17 protein-coding genes and 1 pseudogene are annotated in these 18743 nt (G+C 42.0%); 8 read left to right on the top strand and 10 right to left on the bottom strand.

From position 1 onward, the window contains the following. Nucleotides 1-16: 16 nt before the first annotated feature. The gene (locus JIG37_RS09255; protein ID WP_054553231.1) at nucleotides 17-346 is read right to left on the bottom strand and encodes a translation initiation factor; all 330 of its coding nucleotides are present in this window, start codon (nucleotides 344-346) and stop codon (nucleotides 17-19) included. A gap of 133 nt (nucleotides 347-479) precedes the next feature. Here JIG37_RS09255 and JIG37_RS09250 point away from each other — a divergent pair, with 133 nt between their 5' ends. From JIG37_RS09250 to JIG37_RS09235, 4 genes are all read left to right on the top strand, one after another. Further along, nucleotides 480-785 (top strand): STAS domain-containing protein, encoded by a 306-nt coding sequence (locus tag JIG37_RS09250; protein ID WP_054553230.1) that lies wholly within the window; start codon nucleotides 480-482, stop codon nucleotides 783-785. Then, nucleotides 785-2455: a fused response regulator/phosphatase gene (locus tag JIG37_RS09245; RefSeq protein WP_054553229.1), complete on the top strand. Its 1671-nt coding sequence runs from the start codon at nucleotides 785-787 to the stop codon at nucleotides 2453-2455. Before JIG37_RS09250 ends, JIG37_RS09245 begins: the two co-directional genes overlap by 1 nt. A gap of 45 nt (nucleotides 2456-2500) precedes the next feature. Then, nucleotides 2501-3160 (top strand): GAF domain-containing protein, encoded by a 660-nt coding sequence (locus JIG37_RS09240; protein ID WP_166341668.1) that lies wholly within the window; start codon nucleotides 2501-2503, stop codon nucleotides 3158-3160. A 73-nt stretch (nucleotides 3161-3233) separates the two neighbouring features. Beyond that, complete coding sequence (locus tag JIG37_RS09235) at nucleotides 3234-4424, top strand: amino acid aminotransferase (protein ID WP_199529232.1); 1191 nt, start codon at nucleotides 3234-3236, stop codon at nucleotides 4422-4424. Between the two features lie 77 nt (nucleotides 4425-4501). On the opposite strand, the gene JIG37_RS09230 is transcribed toward JIG37_RS09235, so the two are convergent. The 8 genes and pseudogenes from JIG37_RS09230 to JIG37_RS09195 all read right to left on the bottom strand — a co-directional run bounded on the left by JIG37_RS09230 (nucleotide 4502) and on the right by JIG37_RS09195 (nucleotide 12729). Further along, entirely contained in the window at nucleotides 4502-5251 is a 750-nt protein-coding gene (locus tag JIG37_RS09230) for a DUF3379 family protein (RefSeq protein ID WP_138599020.1), read from the bottom strand. Next, nucleotides 5251-5799: pseudogene (locus tag JIG37_RS09225) on the bottom strand (sigma-70 family RNA polymerase sigma factor); the annotation flags it as partial. The gene JIG37_RS09230 and the pseudogene JIG37_RS09225, both read right to left, overlap by 1 nt. A 78-nt stretch (nucleotides 5800-5877) precedes the next feature. Further along, nucleotides 5878-7527: a BatD family protein gene (locus JIG37_RS09220; RefSeq protein WP_194442551.1), complete on the bottom strand. Its 1650-nt coding sequence runs from the start codon at nucleotides 7525-7527 to the stop codon at nucleotides 5878-5880. Continuing rightward, the gene (locus JIG37_RS09215; RefSeq protein WP_199529231.1) at nucleotides 7521-9398 is read right to left on the bottom strand and encodes a VWA domain-containing protein; all 1878 of its coding nucleotides are present in this window, start codon (nucleotides 9396-9398) and stop codon (nucleotides 7521-7523) included. Before JIG37_RS09215 ends, JIG37_RS09220 begins: the two co-directional genes overlap by 7 nt. Before the next feature lies 1 nt (nucleotide 9399). After that, a complete protein-coding gene (locus JIG37_RS09210) occupies nucleotides 9400-10389 on the bottom strand; it encodes a VWA domain-containing protein (RefSeq protein WP_199529230.1) in 990 nt (329 codons plus the stop codon). Then, the gene (locus JIG37_RS09205; RefSeq protein WP_199529229.1) at nucleotides 10382-10822 is read right to left on the bottom strand and encodes a DUF4381 domain-containing protein; all 441 of its coding nucleotides are present in this window, start codon (nucleotides 10820-10822) and stop codon (nucleotides 10382-10384) included. The genes JIG37_RS09210 and JIG37_RS09205 overlap by 8 nt, the downstream gene beginning before the upstream one ends. A 2-nt stretch (nucleotides 10823-10824) precedes the next feature. Then, on the bottom strand, nucleotides 10825-11769 hold the full coding sequence (locus tag JIG37_RS09200) for a DUF58 domain-containing protein (RefSeq protein WP_199529228.1): 945 nt from the start codon (nucleotides 11767-11769) through the stop codon (nucleotides 10825-10827). Nucleotides 11770-11772: 3 nt separating this feature from the next. Beyond that, on the bottom strand, nucleotides 11773-12729 hold the full coding sequence (locus tag JIG37_RS09195) for a MoxR family ATPase (RefSeq protein ID WP_054553219.1): 957 nt from the start codon (nucleotides 12727-12729) through the stop codon (nucleotides 11773-11775). A 336-nt stretch (nucleotides 12730-13065) separates the two neighbouring features. Here JIG37_RS09195 and fadI point away from each other — a divergent pair, with 336 nt between their 5' ends. From fadI to JIG37_RS09175, 4 genes are all read left to right on the top strand, one after another. Continuing rightward, nucleotides 13066-14376, top strand: a complete 1311-nt coding sequence (fadI, locus tag JIG37_RS09190) for an acetyl-CoA C-acyltransferase FadI (protein ID WP_199529227.1) — start codon at nucleotides 13066-13068, stop codon at nucleotides 14374-14376. Next, the gene (gene fadJ, locus JIG37_RS09185) at nucleotides 14376-16601 is read left to right on the top strand and encodes a fatty acid oxidation complex subunit alpha FadJ (RefSeq protein WP_199529226.1); all 2226 of its coding nucleotides are present in this window, start codon (nucleotides 14376-14378) and stop codon (nucleotides 16599-16601) included. Before fadI ends, fadJ begins: the two co-directional genes overlap by 1 nt. 148 nt (nucleotides 16602-16749) lie before the next feature. Continuing rightward, on the top strand, nucleotides 16750-17679 hold the full coding sequence (gene lepB / locus JIG37_RS09180; RefSeq protein WP_348535078.1) for a signal peptidase I: 930 nt from the start codon (nucleotides 16750-16752) through the stop codon (nucleotides 17677-17679). A gap of 91 nt (nucleotides 17680-17770) precedes the next feature. After that, nucleotides 17771-18301, top strand: a complete 531-nt coding sequence (locus JIG37_RS09175) for a GNAT family N-acetyltransferase (RefSeq protein ID WP_199529225.1) — start codon at nucleotides 17771-17773, stop codon at nucleotides 18299-18301. A 13-nt stretch (nucleotides 18302-18314) separates the two neighbouring features. Here JIG37_RS09175 and JIG37_RS09170 read toward each other — a convergent pair whose 3' ends face one another. Next, entirely contained in the window at nucleotides 18315-18701 is a 387-nt protein-coding gene (locus tag JIG37_RS09170) for an MmcQ/YjbR family DNA-binding protein (protein WP_054553214.1), read from the bottom strand. Nucleotides 18702-18743 lie beyond the last annotated feature (42 nt).

Here is an 18743-nt window from a genome sequence, read left to right as displayed (position 1 = left end):
TAAAGTAGGGGGGATGTTAACCCCCTGCTATTTTTACTTTGAATTTCAGCGCTTCGAGAATCGCTTTTAGCTTATCTCTGTCATCACCTTGAACTTCGATGATACCCTCTTTTACTGCACCGCCTTGACCCATCTTACTTTTAATGGTTTTGGCTAATTTTTTTAAGTCATGTTGTTGGCTATCAATACCAACCACTAACATCACACCTTTACCTTTGCGTCCTTTTGTTTGGCGTTCGATTCGTAAAAAACCATCTTTAAACATTTTACTTTGTGCAGGTTTGCTTTCTTTGGGTTGTTCAATGCGCCCTGTAGAAGTTGAGTAAACTAGATTATTTTCGCTCATAGTGGATCTCGTTGTAGAAGCTTAGATAAATGATAACAAATTTAATCCTAAGTGTTTTATTTTTTGGCTTATTTGTTCTAAGCAGTTATATTTAGATAAGTCTTCGGAAAGATTTGTTAAATAGGAGTTTATTATGAGTTTGACGCGCAGTACATCTGCTGATGGCGCTATTTTAACCGTACAGATAAAAGGAAAGTTTGATTTTAATTTGGTGCAATCTTTTCGTCAGGCATACGCCGACTTAAACAGCAATATCAATAAAGTCGTTATTGACCTTAGAGAAACTGATTATATGGACAGTTCAGCATTAGGTATGTTGCTCAATATGAAAAAAAACCTAACGGGCAAAGTTGATACAATACAAATAAGTAACTGTCAGCCTCAATTAAAGAAAATCTTACAAATATCTCGTTTTGATAAAAAATTTGATATCGATTGATGCTTAATATATTGGTAGTCGATGATTTAGAGCTAAATCGTCGTTTATTAACTGTGATGTTAGAGCAACAAGGCTACCGAGTTTTCACTGCCGAAAATGGACTTGTTGCTTTAAGTCTTCTTGACGAGCAAAAGATAGACATCGTACTGCTTGATGTCATTATGCCAGTAATGGACGGCTTTGAAACAGCTGCAATTATAAAAGAGCGCTACAGCCAAGTTTACTTACCTATTATTTTTATAACCTCTTTAGAAGACGAAGCAAGTTTTGAACGCTGCTTAGCGGTCGGTGGGGATGACTTTTTACACAAGCCATTCCAAGAGGTAATCTTAAATGCGAAAATTAAAGCACACAGCCGCATTCGCAACCTAAGTCAAAAAGCAAGAGAGCAGAATTTACAACTTGAGTACCATCAAAATCAAGTTGAACGTGAGCATGAAATTGTCGAGCACATTTTTAATAACGCGCTTGAAAACCAACAGTCATTCCCTACCCATTTAGATTTTCATTTATCGCCTGCCGCTATGTTTAATGGCGACATGTTTTTGGTTGGGCAAAGTCCAATTGGCAGCTTGTATTGTATGCTAGGAGACTTTACTGGTCATGGCTTAGCTGCTGCTGTTGGTGCATTACCGGCATCTAGAGTCTTTTATACGATGGTAAGTAAGGGCATGTCGGTAAGTGACATTGCAGCTGAGATTAACTCAGTATTGGCGAAGTTATTACCTGGGCATATGTTTTGTGCGGCAACTATTCTAGAGCTTAGCAATACAGGTAAAAGTGTTTCTGCATGGTTAGGTGGCCTGCCAGACACCTATATCATCGATCAGCAGGGAAATATAATTCGTACATTAGAATCTCAACATATGGCGTTGGGAATTTTAGAGGATGATGAATTTGAACGCGCTTTGATCCATACAGAGGTTGAAACTACATCACGAATCGTTATGGCGACTGACGGAATTATTGAAACGATTAATCCAAGAGAAGTTTATTTTGGAGAAAAACGGTTTAAAGATGTGCTTGCCTCTAGAGATAACATTTCCTGTCATCAAGTGCTCGAAAGAGTTAAGCGTTTTGCACAAGGTAACGAGCAGCAAGACGATTTAAGTTTAGTGTTGTTAAATTGTTTGCCGGTGCCTGAACCTGAACAAATGGTAGAACCTTATTCTGAATTGCCATTTAACTTCTCTTTAAGCTTAAATTCAAAGCAGATTAAAAGCACTGATCCTGTTTTAGAGGTTGTTAATGTAATCAGTCGGGTACCAGGTTTAAACGCTCACCGAGCCAATATTTTTCTTATCTTATCTGAGGCTTATAATAATGCGCTTGATCATGGTGTTTTAGGACTAGACTCTGATGTGAAAAATCATGACGATGGTTTTTTAATTTATTATCAACAACGAGAAAAAGCATTAGCTAATTTAACCGATGCATTAATTATCATTGATATCCGCTATAGCCCTGAAGAGTATGCTTTGTATTTTACAATTTGTGACTCGGGACATGGATTTAACAAACAAGATTCTGAGCAACAAAACTTAGTGCGAGAGCATGGCAGAGGTTTATGTTTGCTGAGCGAAATTGCGACTGGCGTCACATTTAATAGTGCTGGCAATCAGGTCGAAATTTATTATCAATTAACAGCAAGCAGTACTAGCTCACAGTAAAATCGCATGTTATCATCTCGGCATTATAGATGTTTGGATGGCTAAATGATTTCTAACTACTTATCGACTGCTCAACTTGATTTACCAGAAAGCTTGGTTGTTGATCAATTATCAAACCTTGAACATTACCTTGCACAGTCAGCTTTACCTGCAGTGCGCTGGGAATACCAAATTCCTGAGCTAGGCGAGGGTGGTGCGTGTAGTTTATTTGGTTACTTACAAGATGAACCATTCAAATTAAACGACTATGTTGCAGAGGATGCTACCAATACTGAAAAGCTGGCCAAGCTTCAGCAAATCATCGATTTTGTCGTTGCCCAGACTCACGTTGATTGGTTTGGTATTTACCAAGCGACCAATACTGAAGAAGGTTCTCAGTTATTAAAGCTGGTTTATCATGGTGCACCGAGCCGTCCATTATTCCCGCTAACTGAAGCGTTTGCTAAAGGCAGTAACAATGTTCAAGTTGCGCTTTCTAAGCAAGGGCGTGTGATCAATAACGTAGCCGATTACCTTGCACAAGGTGGAGAGTATTATACTTGCGACCCTAAAGTGAAAGCAGAGACCTGTCTACCGCTGTTATCAGACAAAAATGAATGCTTAGGTATTATAGATGCGGAAGCATTTAATAATGATTTCTTTGATCAGCAAACCCTTGCATTACTTGTGGCTTGTTGTATTAAAATTCCTCAACTCTTGGTCTAATTTAACTAGTAATCAGGCTGGGTTTTTATGTTAAGCTAGTGGCAACGCTAACCCCTATAAAAAGAGATAGTCAATGTTCTCAGAATTAAAACCATTACCAACAGATCCTATTCTTGGCCTAATGGCGGCCTTTAAACAAGATACAAACCCAAAGAAAATCGATTTGGGTGTAGGTGTTTATAAGGATGAGCAAGGCAATACGCCTGTATTAAAAGCGGTTAAAAAAGCGGAAGCGTTTCGTTTAGAAAACGAAACCAGTAAATCGTACATTGGCTTGGCAGGTAACCTAGATTACTGCCAAAAAATGGAAAACTTATTACTGGGTGAGCATCCAGCACTTTTAGCTAATCGTGTTCGCACGGCACAAGCACCAGGTGGTACAGGTGCATTACGTGTTGCAGCTGAATTCATCAAGCGTTGCAACAAAGATGCGACTGTATGGGTAACTACGCCAACGTGGGCAAACCACATCAGCTTATTTGAAGCGGCGGGCTTAACAGTAAAAGAATACCCTTACTATGATTACGAAAATAAAGACCTTTTATTTGATGACATGATTAATACCCTTAAGCAAGTGCCTAAAGGTGATGTTGTGTTATTCCACGCATGTTGTCACAACCCAAGCGGTATGGATTTAAATGCTGAGCAATGGAGCACAGTTGCAGATCTTGCTGCTGAAGTTGGTTTCACGCCACTGGTTGATATTGCTTACCAAGGTTTTGGTTCAAGCCTTGAAGAAGACGCAGCGGGTCTTCGTAAATTAGCAGCAGCGGTAGATGAGCTAATCATCTGTTCTTCTTGTTCGAAAAACTTCGGTTTATACCGCGAGCGTATTGGTGCATGTTCAATTATTGCTAAAGATGCAGCAACTGCTGATATCTCTAACTCTGTATTATTAAGCGTTGTACGTAGCATCTATTCAATGCCGCCTGCGCATGGTGCTGATATTGTTAGCACGATTTTAGGTAGCACTGAGCTGACGCAAATGTGGCATGACGAGCTTGATGAAATGCGTAATCGCATTAATGGCTTGCGTACATTAATCAAAGAAAGCTTAGCTGCGAAAGGCATTGAGCAAGACTTCTCATTTATTGACCGTCAAAATGGTATGTTCTCATTTCTAGGTATTAATAAAGAGCAAATCGAGCGCTTACAAAAAGAGTACTCAATCTACATTGTTGGTTCTAGCCGTGTAAACGTTGCTGGTATCAGTGATGCAAACATTGATTACTTTGCAAATGCAGTAGCAGACGTTTGTAAGTAACTTGCTTTATAGCGAAAAAAAAACCGCAGTGACTGCGGTTTTTTTATGCCTGTAATATGTGTTACTACGAGTAGGTATTAGTGCAGCCAGCGAATGGCGTCATTGATCATGTTATTGTAGCTATCAAGTGGCGCACCAATACTCGCGATTAAGATGGTATCAGCCCGATCGCCTCGGTTGATGTGGCCTGCGAAACGCTCATCATTGAAATCATCAGAGCCGGTGCCAAATGGTTGCTCGTCAGAAGGCACAATGAATACCGTCATTGGGCCAAAATCTGACTCAAATACCAAGTGTAGGCCTTTTTTACCCTGAAAATCACAAAACATTAAATAGGTTACTTTACCTGGTAGCTCATCTAAGTGACCGCCAATGGTGGCAAACTTTTCGTTTACCGAAGCAAGATCTATTGCTTCATGTTTATCTAGCGAGCCAATTTCATGGTAAAGATGCGCAAAGGCATGCTCACCCACACTGTATAACGTATGTTGTTTGTTACTGACAAAGAACACACTAATTGCCACTAAAAATGACGCTGCAGCGGCTAAATACAGTCGATTAAAGGCAAAGCGTGACTTAGCCTCAACAATGGTGTCTAGCGGTTGCTCAGCGCTTTCTGCTTCAGAACTATATGTATTATCAATAATTCGCTGTGCTAAATTTTCAGGCACGGGGATGTTAAGTGCTTTGCTTAGTTCATCGTCAAAGGCACGTACATCATCAATAAACGCCTGTTTATCTGTGTCCTGCTCGGCAAACGCTTCAAGTTCCTTATCAATAGTGCTTGGCTCGGCGAGGATGCGGCGGCGAAACTCGAGTTCATCCATTAATTTGATGCTCCTCTAAGTTGGTCATCATCACTGCTTAAAGCCTCTTTAAGCTGGTTTCTGGCACGAAAAAGTCGTGTCATGACAGTATTTTTATTTAAATCGAGGATCTCGGCGATTTCATCGCCAGAGCAACCCATTACCACTTGCAGCAGCAATGGTTCTCGATATTCTTGTGATAACTTTCCTATTTGTCGTTGAATCACTGTTTGTTCCATTTCAGCATCAAGGGTTGAACTTTGTTCATCTACAAGGGTGTCGTTTTCAACATCGGCGTAATCAAATTGTTTACGTTCAAAACGGCGTGCATTCTCGCGGCGCAAAATAGTCAACAGCCAAGGTTTAACTGCTTGTTGGTCTTGCAGTGAATCCAAGGCACGCCAAGCCCTCAGGAAGGTTTCCTGCACTAAGTCTTCAGCAATGTTCTGATCACGACACAACCAATACGCAAAGCGAAAAAGCTCACTGTGGTAGACATGAACCAGCGCTTCATATCGCTTTTGTTTTTCTGTCATAGTAACTAAGACCTGCCTATCAGAAAAAAACTTTCTGAGATTATTATTTTTTTCTTAAAAAAACGGCTAACTCAAGATTAGCCGTTTATTTTCAACTATTTATGTTAATAGTTAATCATAAAGATTCTTTAATTCAGTGTCATTACATGTTGATTTAGTTTGCTTTGCGGCTTGGCTTAGCAAGCTGACGATTAAACTTAAATCAACCTGTTCATCTGCTGAACTATAAAGTTTAGTGCGTAATTTAGCAATTTCATCATTAAGTTGTGTGTTTTTGAGTGATGCTAGTAAACATTCGATGGCCGCAGCATTTTTACCAGTCTGTTGTTTTGCGTAGTGGTTTAATGCGTTATAAAACCCAGAGTTATTGTTTTGTTTTGCAAACTGCTTAAGCTCATTTAACGATGCTGATGAACCACTGGTAGGTAATGGCTCAGCTGTCGGTTGCTGAGGACGCTTTTTAAAGTAAAGCACTAAGGTGATTAGCCAAAGTCCATAGCCGACCACTGCCACGATAATAAGCCACATAGGGGTCGTTACTTTTGTGACCGTTTGCATATTAGTTGGCGTATCACCCAGCTCATTAGAGCTTGCGGTTTGCGGCTCTGCGATAGCAGGAGCTGTTGGTGTGAGTGGGTTTGTACTTGGCACAACTGTTAATGTACGAGCAGGTATGGTCGCATAGCTAATACGATTGATTTTAGTATTAAACCAAGGCAGCTTTATTTCAGGCAATGTGTAAGTGCCCGGTGTTTGCGGTAATAAAGCATAAGAAGCTGTTTGCTGAGAAATAACACGGCCATCACGTACCAGATGGTTACTCTCTTTTTCATCAGGGTAGCTTCTAAAGCCTTGCACCTGTGGCATATCGATATCAGGAAGTTGCTCTTTAGTAACCCCCAATGCAGTTAAAGTAATGGTGCGAGTGATAGGGGTGCCAACTTCAACGGTGTCGTCTTTTGGTTGCCATTGCTCATCAAGGTTAACCAGTTCGCTTGGTAGCCATGCACCTGTGTAGTTATCTGGGATTGGCTTGATTTCAACATCAACATCTTCGCCCATCGCTGAGACAGCCATTTGGCGATAGTTTTGACGAATACGGCCATTGAACACAGGTGCCGTAATAGTATTTACGCCACTTTTTTGTGGCTGCACTAAGTACTCACGGGTGATCACTAAATAGCGTTTGCCATCAATTAACTCATAGTCTTCAGATTGTTTGTTAATTGGGGTTAGCTCAGCGTTTTCCATTTCTGGCGTAGTTAAGTTGCCATCCAGCAATTCTTTGTTGTTGTCTAAATACAATTTAACCGTATAAACACCGGCTTCTTGCACGTATAAGCTAGTTGGCTTGATGCTTGTTTTAATGAAGGCTTCTTTATTTTGTTCTGAGGTTTGACTGCGCTTAGCTACCGTTAGCTCAATCGGTTTTGAACTGACACCGGCAACAGTAAAGGCAGGGATGGTATAAGTGCCTTCTTTGCGGGTCATCAGCTTTACAGACCAGTTAGTTTGCTTACTGATTTCACCATTAATAATATTAGTGCGCGAGCTAACACTGGTTGGCCCAACAACAAAGTCTTTTAATAGCACCGAAGTGTCTGGTTGTTCGCTGTTAATAGAGTCGTCTGCTGAGATGGTTAAAACAAAAAACTCACCAGCAAGGACAGGGTTTTTATCAACACTTGCCTGTAGCTGGGTGGCAGCCCAAAGCGGCGCTGCCGCGATTAGCAATAAACAACATAATAATCGCATTACCATGATTTTTCGGCTCCTCGTGGACGACGTTGGTAGTTTCGTTTTTGTGCTTCTAATTGCATTTTATTTCTTAATAAGATCGCTGGATCATCGGGAACTTTACGCAGCAGCTGGTTAAGTTGCTGGGCTTTTTCTTTCTCTTCATTGGTCAGTTCAGCAGCTTGTGCTTGCATAGCCTGTTGCTCTGCTTGCTGTTTAGCTTGTTCATCGCTTTGCGATGGCTGTGGCTGGGCCTCTTGTTGCTCGGGAGCTTGCTCTGGCTGTTGTTCTCCAGATTGTGACGACGTGTCTTTTTCAGATTCCATTTCAGGTTTGTTTTGCTGGTCACTATTAGACTCGCTTTGCTCACCTTTTTGATCTGATTGCTCACCTTGCTCTGACGGTTGTTGGCCATCTTGCTGCTCACTCTGCTCAGAGTTTTCACCTTGCTGTGAATTTTCACCCTGTTGCTTTTGCTGGTTATCTTGCTGGCCATCAGAGTTTTGTTGATCATTGTTTTGCTGTTGATCTTGTTGCTGCTGTTGTTGCTCTTGCTGCTGCAATAGCTGTTCTACGAGGGCTTGGTTTTCTTTTGCCTCAGTGAAGTCATTTTTAAGTTGTTGGGCTTGCTTATACGCTTCTATGGCTTGCTCTAGCTCACCGGCCTTAGCAAGGGCATTTCCGTAGTTATACAAACCCGTTGCAGATTTATCTTCACTAAACGCATCCATAGCAGCTTGGTAATTACCTTGCTGATAAAGAGCGGCGCCTTTAAGTTGTGCGTTTTGTGCTTGGGCGGCTTGTTCAAATTGATTTTGCTGATAGGCATTAAGAGCACGTTGGTCTTGGTTTTTAAATACGTCTGGTAATTCAGCGGCGTAAACCTGTTGCTGAGGTAGGAGCATAACAAACAAAAAGCCAAGCACTAGGCTGCTACGGCGAATTAAAAAGAGCGCTAACGGCAATAAAATAATCAGGCCGTAAATACCGGCATCAACTCGCCATAATGCTTGGCTTTGTTTCTCATCTTTGAGTACTTCTGCATTGGCAGTGGGGGCAAATGTTTGAATATCCTGATTACTGGTTTGATACAGTGCGAATTTGCCACCGCTGTTGCGCGCAAGCGAACTTAAGCGGCTAACATTAAGCGTCGGAATAACAATCTGTCCTTGCATATCTTTTAAAAAGCCACCTTCTGGTAGCTTAATCGGCGCACCTTGCTCTGTGCCGACGCCATAGACATTTAAACGATAACTAGACTGAGAGGTAAAGCGGCTAATATCTTCTTGATCTAGGCTATCAACCCCATCGGTGACTAAAATAATATCACCATCTAAATAGCCAGCTTGTTTTAGTAAATCGTCGGCTTTTTCTAGGCCTTCAATAACATTCGAACCTTTGCTCGGCATGATATCAGGGCTTAGGCTTGGGATAAGGTTAGCCAACGTGCTAGCGTCATTAGTTAGCGGTGAAATAGTAAATGCAGAGCCTGCATAAGCCACTAATGCCGTATCACCTTCTTTGAAAAGCTCAATCATATCAAGTGCTTTAAATCTAGCCTGCACTAATCGGCTTGGTGCGATGTCGGTACTGAACATGGAGTACGACATATCCATCACAATGACCCGCGCATTCTTTGCTTGAAACACCGGAACTTGTTTCTTTTCAAAGCTTGGACCTGCTGCAAAAACGATGGCTAAAAGAGTAAATACAGCAACTAGCCAAAGCGGTTGGCTTTGTTTTTTATGATTGTCGCTCATTACAAACTGCGCCAAATGGGGCGCAATTAAATCAGCAGGGGCGCTTTTTTTGTTGCGTACCAACAGCACACTAAAAATAATCAGCGCGGGAATTAATAACCAAAGTAGGGCAGGGCGAATAAATTCAAAATCCATACTAGCTCTCCTGCTTAAATTGGCGAATAAAACTGATGAGCATTGCTATGCTTATTAAGCCCAGCGCCACAAGCAGTGGAATATAAAACAATGAAATTTGTGGGCGGAACGTTTGCTCATCGTTACTGATAGGCTCAAGTTTATCGAGCTCTTGGTAAATTTGCTGTAAACCGGCTACATCTTTTGCTCTAAAGTATAAGCCGCCAGTTTGCTCAGCAATGCGTTTTAGTAAAGTTTCATCCAAGTTACCACCACTCATACCACCCATATTAAACAGGCTAAAGCCACGTTTACTATCTGAGCCAACACCTATGGTATACACTTTAATGCCTTCTTCGCGGGCTAACAGTAGCGCATCTTCAGGATCAAGGTTACCGGCAGTGTTTTGACCATCGGTTAATAGCACTACGATACGGTTACTTTCATCTTTATTAGCAAAACGTTTTACGGATAAACCTAACGCATCACCGATGGCTGTTGCTCTACCTACTAGGCCGATTTGCGCTTCGCTGAGCATTTGGCTCACCGTTTTAACATCACGGGTAAGGGGGGTTTGTAAAAATGCGGTATCCCCAAATAAGATAAGACCAAGGCGGTCACCTTGACGCTGCTCGATAAAATCACTGAGTACAGCTTTTACCATAGTGAGCCTATCTACATATTGATTATTTCGATACTCCATATCTTGCTCTGTCATAGAGCCAGATAAGTCCACCGCCAGCATAATATCGCGGCCTTCATTAGGCAGTGTAATAGGTTCATCAAGCCAAGTTGGGTTTGCAATAGCGACAACTAAAGAGATCCAAACAGCCCATTCAAGCAATGAAACTTTGCGGCTGTGTTGCTGTACTGCTTGATTATTTAAGCCAAGCTTAGCAAAGCCAGGAATACGTAAACGTAACTGCCCTTGTTGCTTTAACGGCATAAAGCGGCTTAATATCCAAGGCAGAGGTAAAAGCACAAAACACCATGGCCAACTAAACTCAAACATTAATTGGCTCCTTGAGTTTAAAGTTGCTGATAGCACTGCGCAATTTAGCCCCAAGCTCAGCATTATTACTATGCTGTTGATAAAGCGGCATTAGTTCGTCGTAACTAAAGTTGTCGCCACTGAGCTTAGATAAACTTTCTGACCACTTAGCCAAAGGCTGAGAGGCAAGTTGGCTGTTGTAATAATGGCGAGTTAAACGTTTTAAAATAATGTGCAGCTCTTGCGTATCCTCATCGCTGAGGGTTTTACTTAATTTAATGGCTTGTTTTTTGGCTTTTTTAAACTGCTGGTTTTTATATAAAAGCACTAAGCCGATAATTAATAACGAACAAACTAAGGCTATGATCAGCCACCAAATTGGAGCAAGTGGCCACCATGCAACCTCGGTCGGTGCAATGACATCATGTAAGCCATCTAGCGGATTTTTTTGCATTGTTACTTTCTCACTAATTGCAGCTCAAGAGGCGTGGCTGCACTGAATGAAATTAAACTAAGCCCAGATTTTTGTAAGCGTTTTAATCTATTAGAAAACGACGCTTCGGCAGACTTAGCAAAGCGCTCGCGAAATTGCTTATCCATTAGAGGTAAAGCAAGCTCTTGGCCATTTGCTGATACAGTCACCGTTTGTTTAAAAGCAGGTAGCTGGTGCTCGAACGGATCGCTAATATGACAGCCAATCAATTCACAGTGCCTGCTCAGCATTTCAAGTTGTTTGAAGCTGGCTTCATCAAGGGCACTAAAATCCGAGACGATATAAACCAAGCTCCCTGGTTTTGCTAAATGATTAAGGCGTTTAAGGTTTTCGCTAAATAAGCTGGTGGCTGTTTGATCGATATTAGTCAGAGCTTGGCAGTGAATATCACATAAGTTGTGACACAGCTTTAACACGGCTTTTTCTCGAGAGGTCGGTTTTAATTCGTGATGACCTTGCTGATTAAACACCAAACCACCGATGCGATCACCTCGTTGACACGCCGACCAAGCAACCAGTGCGCTGATGTGCGCTGCTTGCACTGACTTCAACAGTAACTTTGAGCCAAACAGCATCGAGTTAGAAAAGTCGGTAAAGACAAAAACAGGGCGTTCTTTTTCTTCTTGAAACAGCTTAGTGTGGGTTTCGCCAGTCCGTGCAGTAACACGCCAGTCGATAGAGCGTATGTCATCACCGGCTTGGTAATGGCGCACCTCGGCAAACTCCATACCACGCCCCTTGTGAGGCGCAAGGTATTGCCCAGCCAAGCTGTTTTTGATTTTTACTTTGGGCGCAAGTTCTAGCAAACGAGCTTTGGCTTTGTAATACATCAACTCTTTGAGTGATAAATTAACGCCTTGACTATGACTCGCTGCTAACCACGCCGCTGGATCAAATTGGCTCGACATAGCTTATGGCACTGCCACCAATTCTAAAATACGGCTGATCACATCATCTTTACTGATGCCATCGGCCTGTGCTTCGTAACTTAAGATAATACGGTGACGCAATACATTATGCAGCACTGCTTGAATATCATCTGGGGCAACAAAGTCACGGCCTTCAAGCCAAGCATGCGCGCGGGCACACTTATCAAGGGCAATGGTTGCACGTGGGCTTGCGCCATATTCAATCCAGCGACCAAGTTGCTCATCAAGCTCAGCTGCTTCACGAGTGGCAACAATTAATTGTACTAGGTATTTCTCAAGCGGCTCAGCTAAATACAAACCTAATATCGCTTTACGGGCAGCAAATAGCTCACTTTGACTAATTTGTTGAGTCGTTGCTTGCTTGTCAGAAATAGCCTCGCCACGAGTTAGGCGTAGGATATCTAATTCGTGTTCAGCACCCGGGTAATCAATGCTTAAATGCAATAAAAAGCGGTCAAGCTGAGCTTCTGGCAGAGGGTAAGTGCCTTCTTGCTCTAGCGGGTTTTGGGTTGCCATAACCATAAATAGATCAGACAGTGGGTAGGTGTTTTTACCGACCGTTACTTGGCGTTCAGCCATGGCTTCTAGTAGGGCTGATTGCACTTTAGCAGGAGCACGGTTTATTTCATCTGCCAAAATTAGGTTATGAAATAATGGGCCTTTTTCAAATACGAACTCACTGGTTTGCTGGCGATAAATATCGGTACCAGTTACATCTGCAGGTAATAAGTCTGGGGTAAATTGTACACGTTGAAAGCTGCCTTCAACGCCTTTTGCTAAGGCATTCACTGCACGTGTCTTAGCAAGACCCGGAGGGCCTTCAACTAATAAGTGGCCATCTGCCAAAATTGCGATTAACAGTGCTTGAGTTAATTGTGGTTGGCCGATAATTTGCGTGTCTAGATATGATTTTAATTGTGAAAATGCGTTAACTGCCATAATAAAAAGACTGTCCTAAAAGCGTGAGTCAAAAATTGTTTTTGTTATGCGCCAATGCGTTATATTCAGTACCGATAAATTATTTGCGCGGTACCGTGGTGGGGCGCTATTAACAAGTTATAAGGATTCAAAAGTTATAACACAAGTGTTAGACACAAAATCCTCAAATAGTTCGTTATTTTTTAAGGATTTTTAGCCTACCATATAAATACGGTGTTTTTTTGTAAATAGGCCGAAAAAAGCCTATGGTTGAAAACTTACTATTGGCATTCGTACACGGGTTGTTTTAGAATCAGGAAAAACAAACAGGTCAGACCTGTCAGCGGGAGAGCATAAATGTCTGAGCAAAATATACTTAAAACAGCAAAAGGCGATCGTATCGCTATCGTTAGCGGCCTGCGAACGCCATTCGCAAAGCAAGCCACAGCATTCCATCATGTACCAGCCCTTGATTTGGGTAAGTTAGTTGTCAACGAAATGCTTGAGCGACTTAACTTCGATAAATCTGAAATTGACCAACTTGTATTTGGTCAAGTAGTGCAAATGCCAGAAGCGCCAAATATTGCCCGTGAAATTGTATTAGGTACGGGTATGCCTGTTTCTGTTGATGCTTATTCTGTTTCGCGTGCGTGTGCGACAAGTTTCCAAGCCATTGCTAACGTAGCCGAGTCAATTATGGCAGGCTCAGTGCAAGTAGGTATCGCCGGTGGTGCTGACTCATCGTCTGTATTACCGATTGGTGTTAGTAAAAAATTAGCGGGTAGCCTTGTTGATTTAAACAAAGCCCGTACGCTTGGCCAGCGATTAAAGATTTTCTCTAAACTACGTTTAAAAGATTTACTTCCGGTTCCGCCTGCGGTCGCTGAGTACTCTACTGGTTTATCTATGGGTCAAACAGCAGAGCAAATGGCGAAAACGCACAGCATCAGCCGTGAAGATCAAGATGCCTTAGCGCATCGTTCGCACACCCTTGCAAGTCAGGCGTGGGCTGATGGTAAACTGAAAGACGAAGTAATGACTGCCCATGTTGCACCTTATAAGAGCTTTATTGAGCAAGACAATAACATTCGTCATAACTCAACCGTTGAAGGCTACGCGAAATTAAAACCAGTGTTTGACCGTCAACACGGCTCAGTTACCGCAGCTAACGCAACGCCATTAACCGATGGTGCCGCTGCGGTATTAATGATGAGCGAGAGTAAAGCAAAAGCATTGGGTTACGACATTCTAGGTTATGTACGCAGTTTTGCTTTCTCTGCAATTGGTGTACATGAAGATATGCTAATGGGTCCGGCGCACTCAACGCCAATTGCCCTAGATAGAGCAGGTATCACATTAGCTGATTTAGATTTAATCGAAATGCACGAAGCATTTGCAGCGCAAACACTGGCTAACATGAAGATGTTTGCATCAGATAAATTTGCACAAGAAAAGCTAGGTCGCAGCAAAGCGATCGGCGAAATTAACATGGACAAGTTTAATGTATTAGGTGGCTCACTTGCATACGGTCACCCATTTGCGGCAACAGGTGCGCGCCTGATCACGCAAAGCTTACATGAACTTAATCGTCGCGGTGGCGGCTTAGCGCTTACGACTGCGTGTGCAGCGGGTGGCTTAGGCGCAGCCTTTGTATTGGAGAGTGCGTAATGACAGATTCAGTATTTAGTTTATCAGTGGCAGATGACGGCGTAGCCGTTGTAACCATTGATGTGCCGGGTGAGAAAATGAACACCTTGCGCAGCAGTTTTGCAGAAGATTTAAAAACCTTACTCAAAGACGCACAAGCGCAAGCAGTAAAAGGCATGGTATTTATCAGTGGTAAAAGCGATAACTTTATCGCCGGTGCTGATATTAAAATGCTTGATAGCGCAAATAGCCGTGAAGATGCATTAGCGTTAAGCGAAATGTGTCAGCAAGCATTTTTTGATATGAAAAAGCTGCCTTTCCCAACAGTAAGTGCTATTCACGGTGCTGCATTGGGTGGCGGTTTAGAGTTTGCTTTAGCGTGTGATTATCGCGTGTGTTCAGATAGCGATATCACTAAGCTTGGTTTGCCAGAAGTACAGTTAGGCTTATTGCCTGGTGGTGGCGGTACTCAACGTTTACCTAAATTAGTTGGCTTGCAAAAAGCACTTGAGTGGATGCTTACAGGTAAGCAAGTGCGTGCTAAGCAAGCGAAGAAAACAGGCTTAGTAAATGACTGTGTACCACACAGTGTATTACTTGACGTTGCTAAAGAGTTTGCTCTTAAAGGTAAGGCTAAAGTTACTAAACCTAAGCTAGACCGCTTAAGCCAATTACTTGAGTCAAACCCATTTGGTCGCAATATTATTTTCAAAAAAGCACAAGAAAACGTGCTGAAGAAAACAGGCGGTCACTACCCAGCACCTTTAGCCATTATTAAAGCGGTTCGTGCAAGTGTTGAACTTGATCAGTTAAAAGCATACAAAACTGAAGCTGAAGGCTTTGCCACGCTGGTAATGAGTGATGAGTCAAAAGCATTACGCGGTATTTTCTTTGCAACCACTGAAATGAAAAAAGAGTGGCGTAATGATGATGCGCCAGCAATCGCTAAAGCGGCAGTATTAGGCGGCGGCCTCATGGGCGCGGGTATTGCCCATGTTAGTGCTGTAAAAGCGGGTGTTCCAGTGCGCATTAAAGATGTGGCTGAAAAGGGCATCAGCAATGCAATGAACTACAGCTATAAGATTTTAGATAAAAAGCAAAAGCGTCGTATTTTATCTAAAGCTGATCTACAACAAACCATGAACCGCATTACCGGTACTACCGATTACAGCGGCTTTAAACACATTGATATCGTTATCGAAGCGGTGTTTGAAGATCTTGCTTTAAAGCAAGGTATGGAGGCTGATGTAGAACGTGAATGCCAAGACAACACGATTTTTGCAAGTAATACCTCATCATTACCAATTGCACAAATTGCTGCAGATGCAGCGCGCCCAGAAAATGTAATTGGTCTGCATTACTTCTCACCTGTTGAGAAAATGCCACTTGTTGAGATCATTCCACACGCTGGTACCTCTGAAGAAACCATCGCTCGTGTCGTTAACTTTGCCCGTAAGCAAGGTAAAACACCAATTGTGGTTAAAGATATGGCTGGTTTCTATGTAAACCGTATCTTAGCGCCTTATGTCAATGAAGCGGCTAATTTACTGCTTGCAGGTGAGCCAATTGAAAAGATTGACCAAGCATTGGTTGAGTTTGGTTTCCCTGTTGGGCCTTTAGCGTTACTTGATGAAGTCGGGATTGATATCGGTTCTAAAATTGCGCCAATCCTTGAAAAAGAATTGGGCGAGCGCTTTAAAGCACCTGATGCCTTTAATCGCTTAATCGATTCTAAGCGTTTAGGTCGTAAGACTGGCCGTGGTTTTTATCTTTACGACAAGAAAGATAAAAAAGTGGATGAGTCAGTTTACGAGCTACTTGGTGTTACGCCATCACCTCGTTTAAACAAGAGCGAAATTGCTAAACGTTGTGTTGCGCAAATGCTTAACGAAGCGGTGCGCTGTTTAGATGATGGCATTATTGCAAGCCCGCGTGACGGTGATATTGGTGCTATTTTTGGTATCGGTTTCCCACCATTCTTAGGCGGCCCATTTAGCTATATGGATAAACTGGGTGCAGCACAAGTGAGCTCAGAAATGGCGACTTTTGCTAACTACAACCCAATTTTCACACCTTGCGATACGTTAAAAGCAATGGCTGAAAAGGGTGGTCGTTTTTACCAAGCAGAAAGCGAAGAGCCGGCTGTAACGGAAGCTAAGCCTGTCGATCCGGTTGAAGTAACCAAAGAAGTGGTTGAAGACGAGCAAGCGTCAGAAGAAGCTGATAAAGAAACGACTAAAAGCTAATTCTTTAAATTAGTTAATTTTAAAAGCCCTGCTCATTGAGCGGGGCTTTTTACTTTAAAGAAATGTAAGGTATTTTATGGCGTTACTGTGATTTTATATTTAACATTAGCCAATTGTTCAATGACTAAATATAAACAAGGATGTCAGAGTGTCTACTTCATGGAAGCCTAAAGGCTTTATCGCAATTATTCTTGGTGTGTTGTTACAACCATTTGTATTTTTGTACGTTAACAAATTCAGGTTGTTTATCACTTACCTTGCCTTAACGATCCTATGTTACTTGCTTGACATTAAAATCCAAGCTAGTGCAGGAGAGGCTGATTGGTATCAAGGCATTTATCTCACAAGTGTGTTTATAATTATATGTCCACTCCATGCTTTTTGGATAATTAAACACTATAACGCAGATAAGAAGCGGCCTTGGTTCGCAAATTGGTGGGCTGTCACTTTAATTTATCTTGCCGTCTCTGTTGCTCTTATTTTAATGAGAATTTTTTCATTTGAGCCTTTCACTTTACCAGCTTCATCTATGGCACCGCAGTTAGATAAAGGGAGCCAAGTTCTAATTAGTAAAATAGGTTTTGGTAATTATCGGTACTTAGGCTATCAAATTTCAAGATCACCCATGTCAGCTAAAGTAAGTCGAGGTGATGTTGTTGCTTTTCAGTATCCGCAAAACCCTGATTATACTTGGTTGAAACGTGTAATAGGGGTGGGTGGCGATAGGATAGTTTATCAAAATAAAACGGTTTATATTAAAAAAGCATGTAATGAGAGAGCCGACATCTGCGCAGACTTCATCCCTTTAGAGCAATCTCTCGTTTCTCAAACTGAAGGTGGGCTTAAAGTTCTGCAAGAGGTAAATGATGGTAAACGTTATCAAATTTTACTAAATGAGAATCACCATGAACAGGTAAGTCATTATTTCAACCAAGTTGGCAGCGAAAAGGCGGAATGGATCATCCCTAAAAATCATTACTTCGTTTTAGGTGACTCTAGAGATAATAGCTCAGATAGCCGCTTCTGGGGCTTTGTTCCTAAAGATAACGTGATAGGAAAAGTGATTTATATTTGGTAGCTGCATAAGCTGCAGTATTGGCCATAAGTGGTATTTAACTCACGAAATCAGTTTGTTATAACTAGGTTTATTTACAAAGCGATTAATCACCATGACTATCACCACTGCGCGATTAACATTAAGGCTGTTAAATGCCGATGACTGGCCGCTGTTTTATACTTTGCATAATGATGCTCAAGTGATAGAGAAGTGCTTCGATAAGCCCTCAGAGGCGCAACTACGAGCAAAGTTTAATGAGCGTTTAAAGCCTTGGCAGCCAAATTCGAATTCACCACTGTGTTTAGTTATTGTTGAAACCAGTACGGGTAAAGAGGTGGGTGTGACGGGGTTTACTTCATCAACAGTGCCAGATAGTCAAGAAGTTGGTTATTTGCTACTGCCTAACTTTCATGGTCGTGGCTATGCCACAGAGTCTTTGCAAGCGGTGCTTGATTACGCCAAATCAGAACATGCTGTGCGTGAATTTAAAGCGGTTGTCACCGAGGGTAATATCGGTTCAGAAAAAGTACTTGAGAAATGTGGTTTTCAGTTAGTCGATAAGCAACTAGATGCGTATGCTATTGGCGGTGTTTTGTATACCGATCATCATTTTCATTTAAGTTGCACTGATCACAGAGTGTGATCAGTGCGCAATTTTACAGATGAAGCTCAATTGCTTTTCTGTCTTTTTCTGGCATATTCGCAACCACTAAATCAAACGAATTATCAATCATTCGTTCAATCTCTCCCTGTGGTACGGTGCCATCTAAAATAACCGTATTCCATAAACGTTTGTTCATGTGATAACCCGGGATCACCGACGGGAAAATATCACGCAGTGCTTGGGCTTCATCTGGATCGCATTTCAGATTTAGCCACCATACAAGGTTTCCCTCATCGTCAGTTTGACCTTCTTTGCCCTCGGCAAGGGTAGCAAACATTTTATGATTCACCTTGTAAACGTCGACATCTTGGCCAAATGGTTGGGTGATCATCACCAATGGCTTTTTCATTAAATACTCGTGTACTGTGTGTTGATTCATGATCCAATCCTTGAAGTCATTTTTCGTAGTTATAAACATAGC

Source organism: Pseudoalteromonas sp. bablab_jr010, from assembly GCF_016464105.1.
Taxonomy (GTDB): Bacteria; Pseudomonadota; Gammaproteobacteria; order Enterobacterales; family Alteromonadaceae; genus Pseudoalteromonas; species Pseudoalteromonas simplex.
This window is presented reverse-complemented; position numbering and strand designations above follow the sequence as displayed.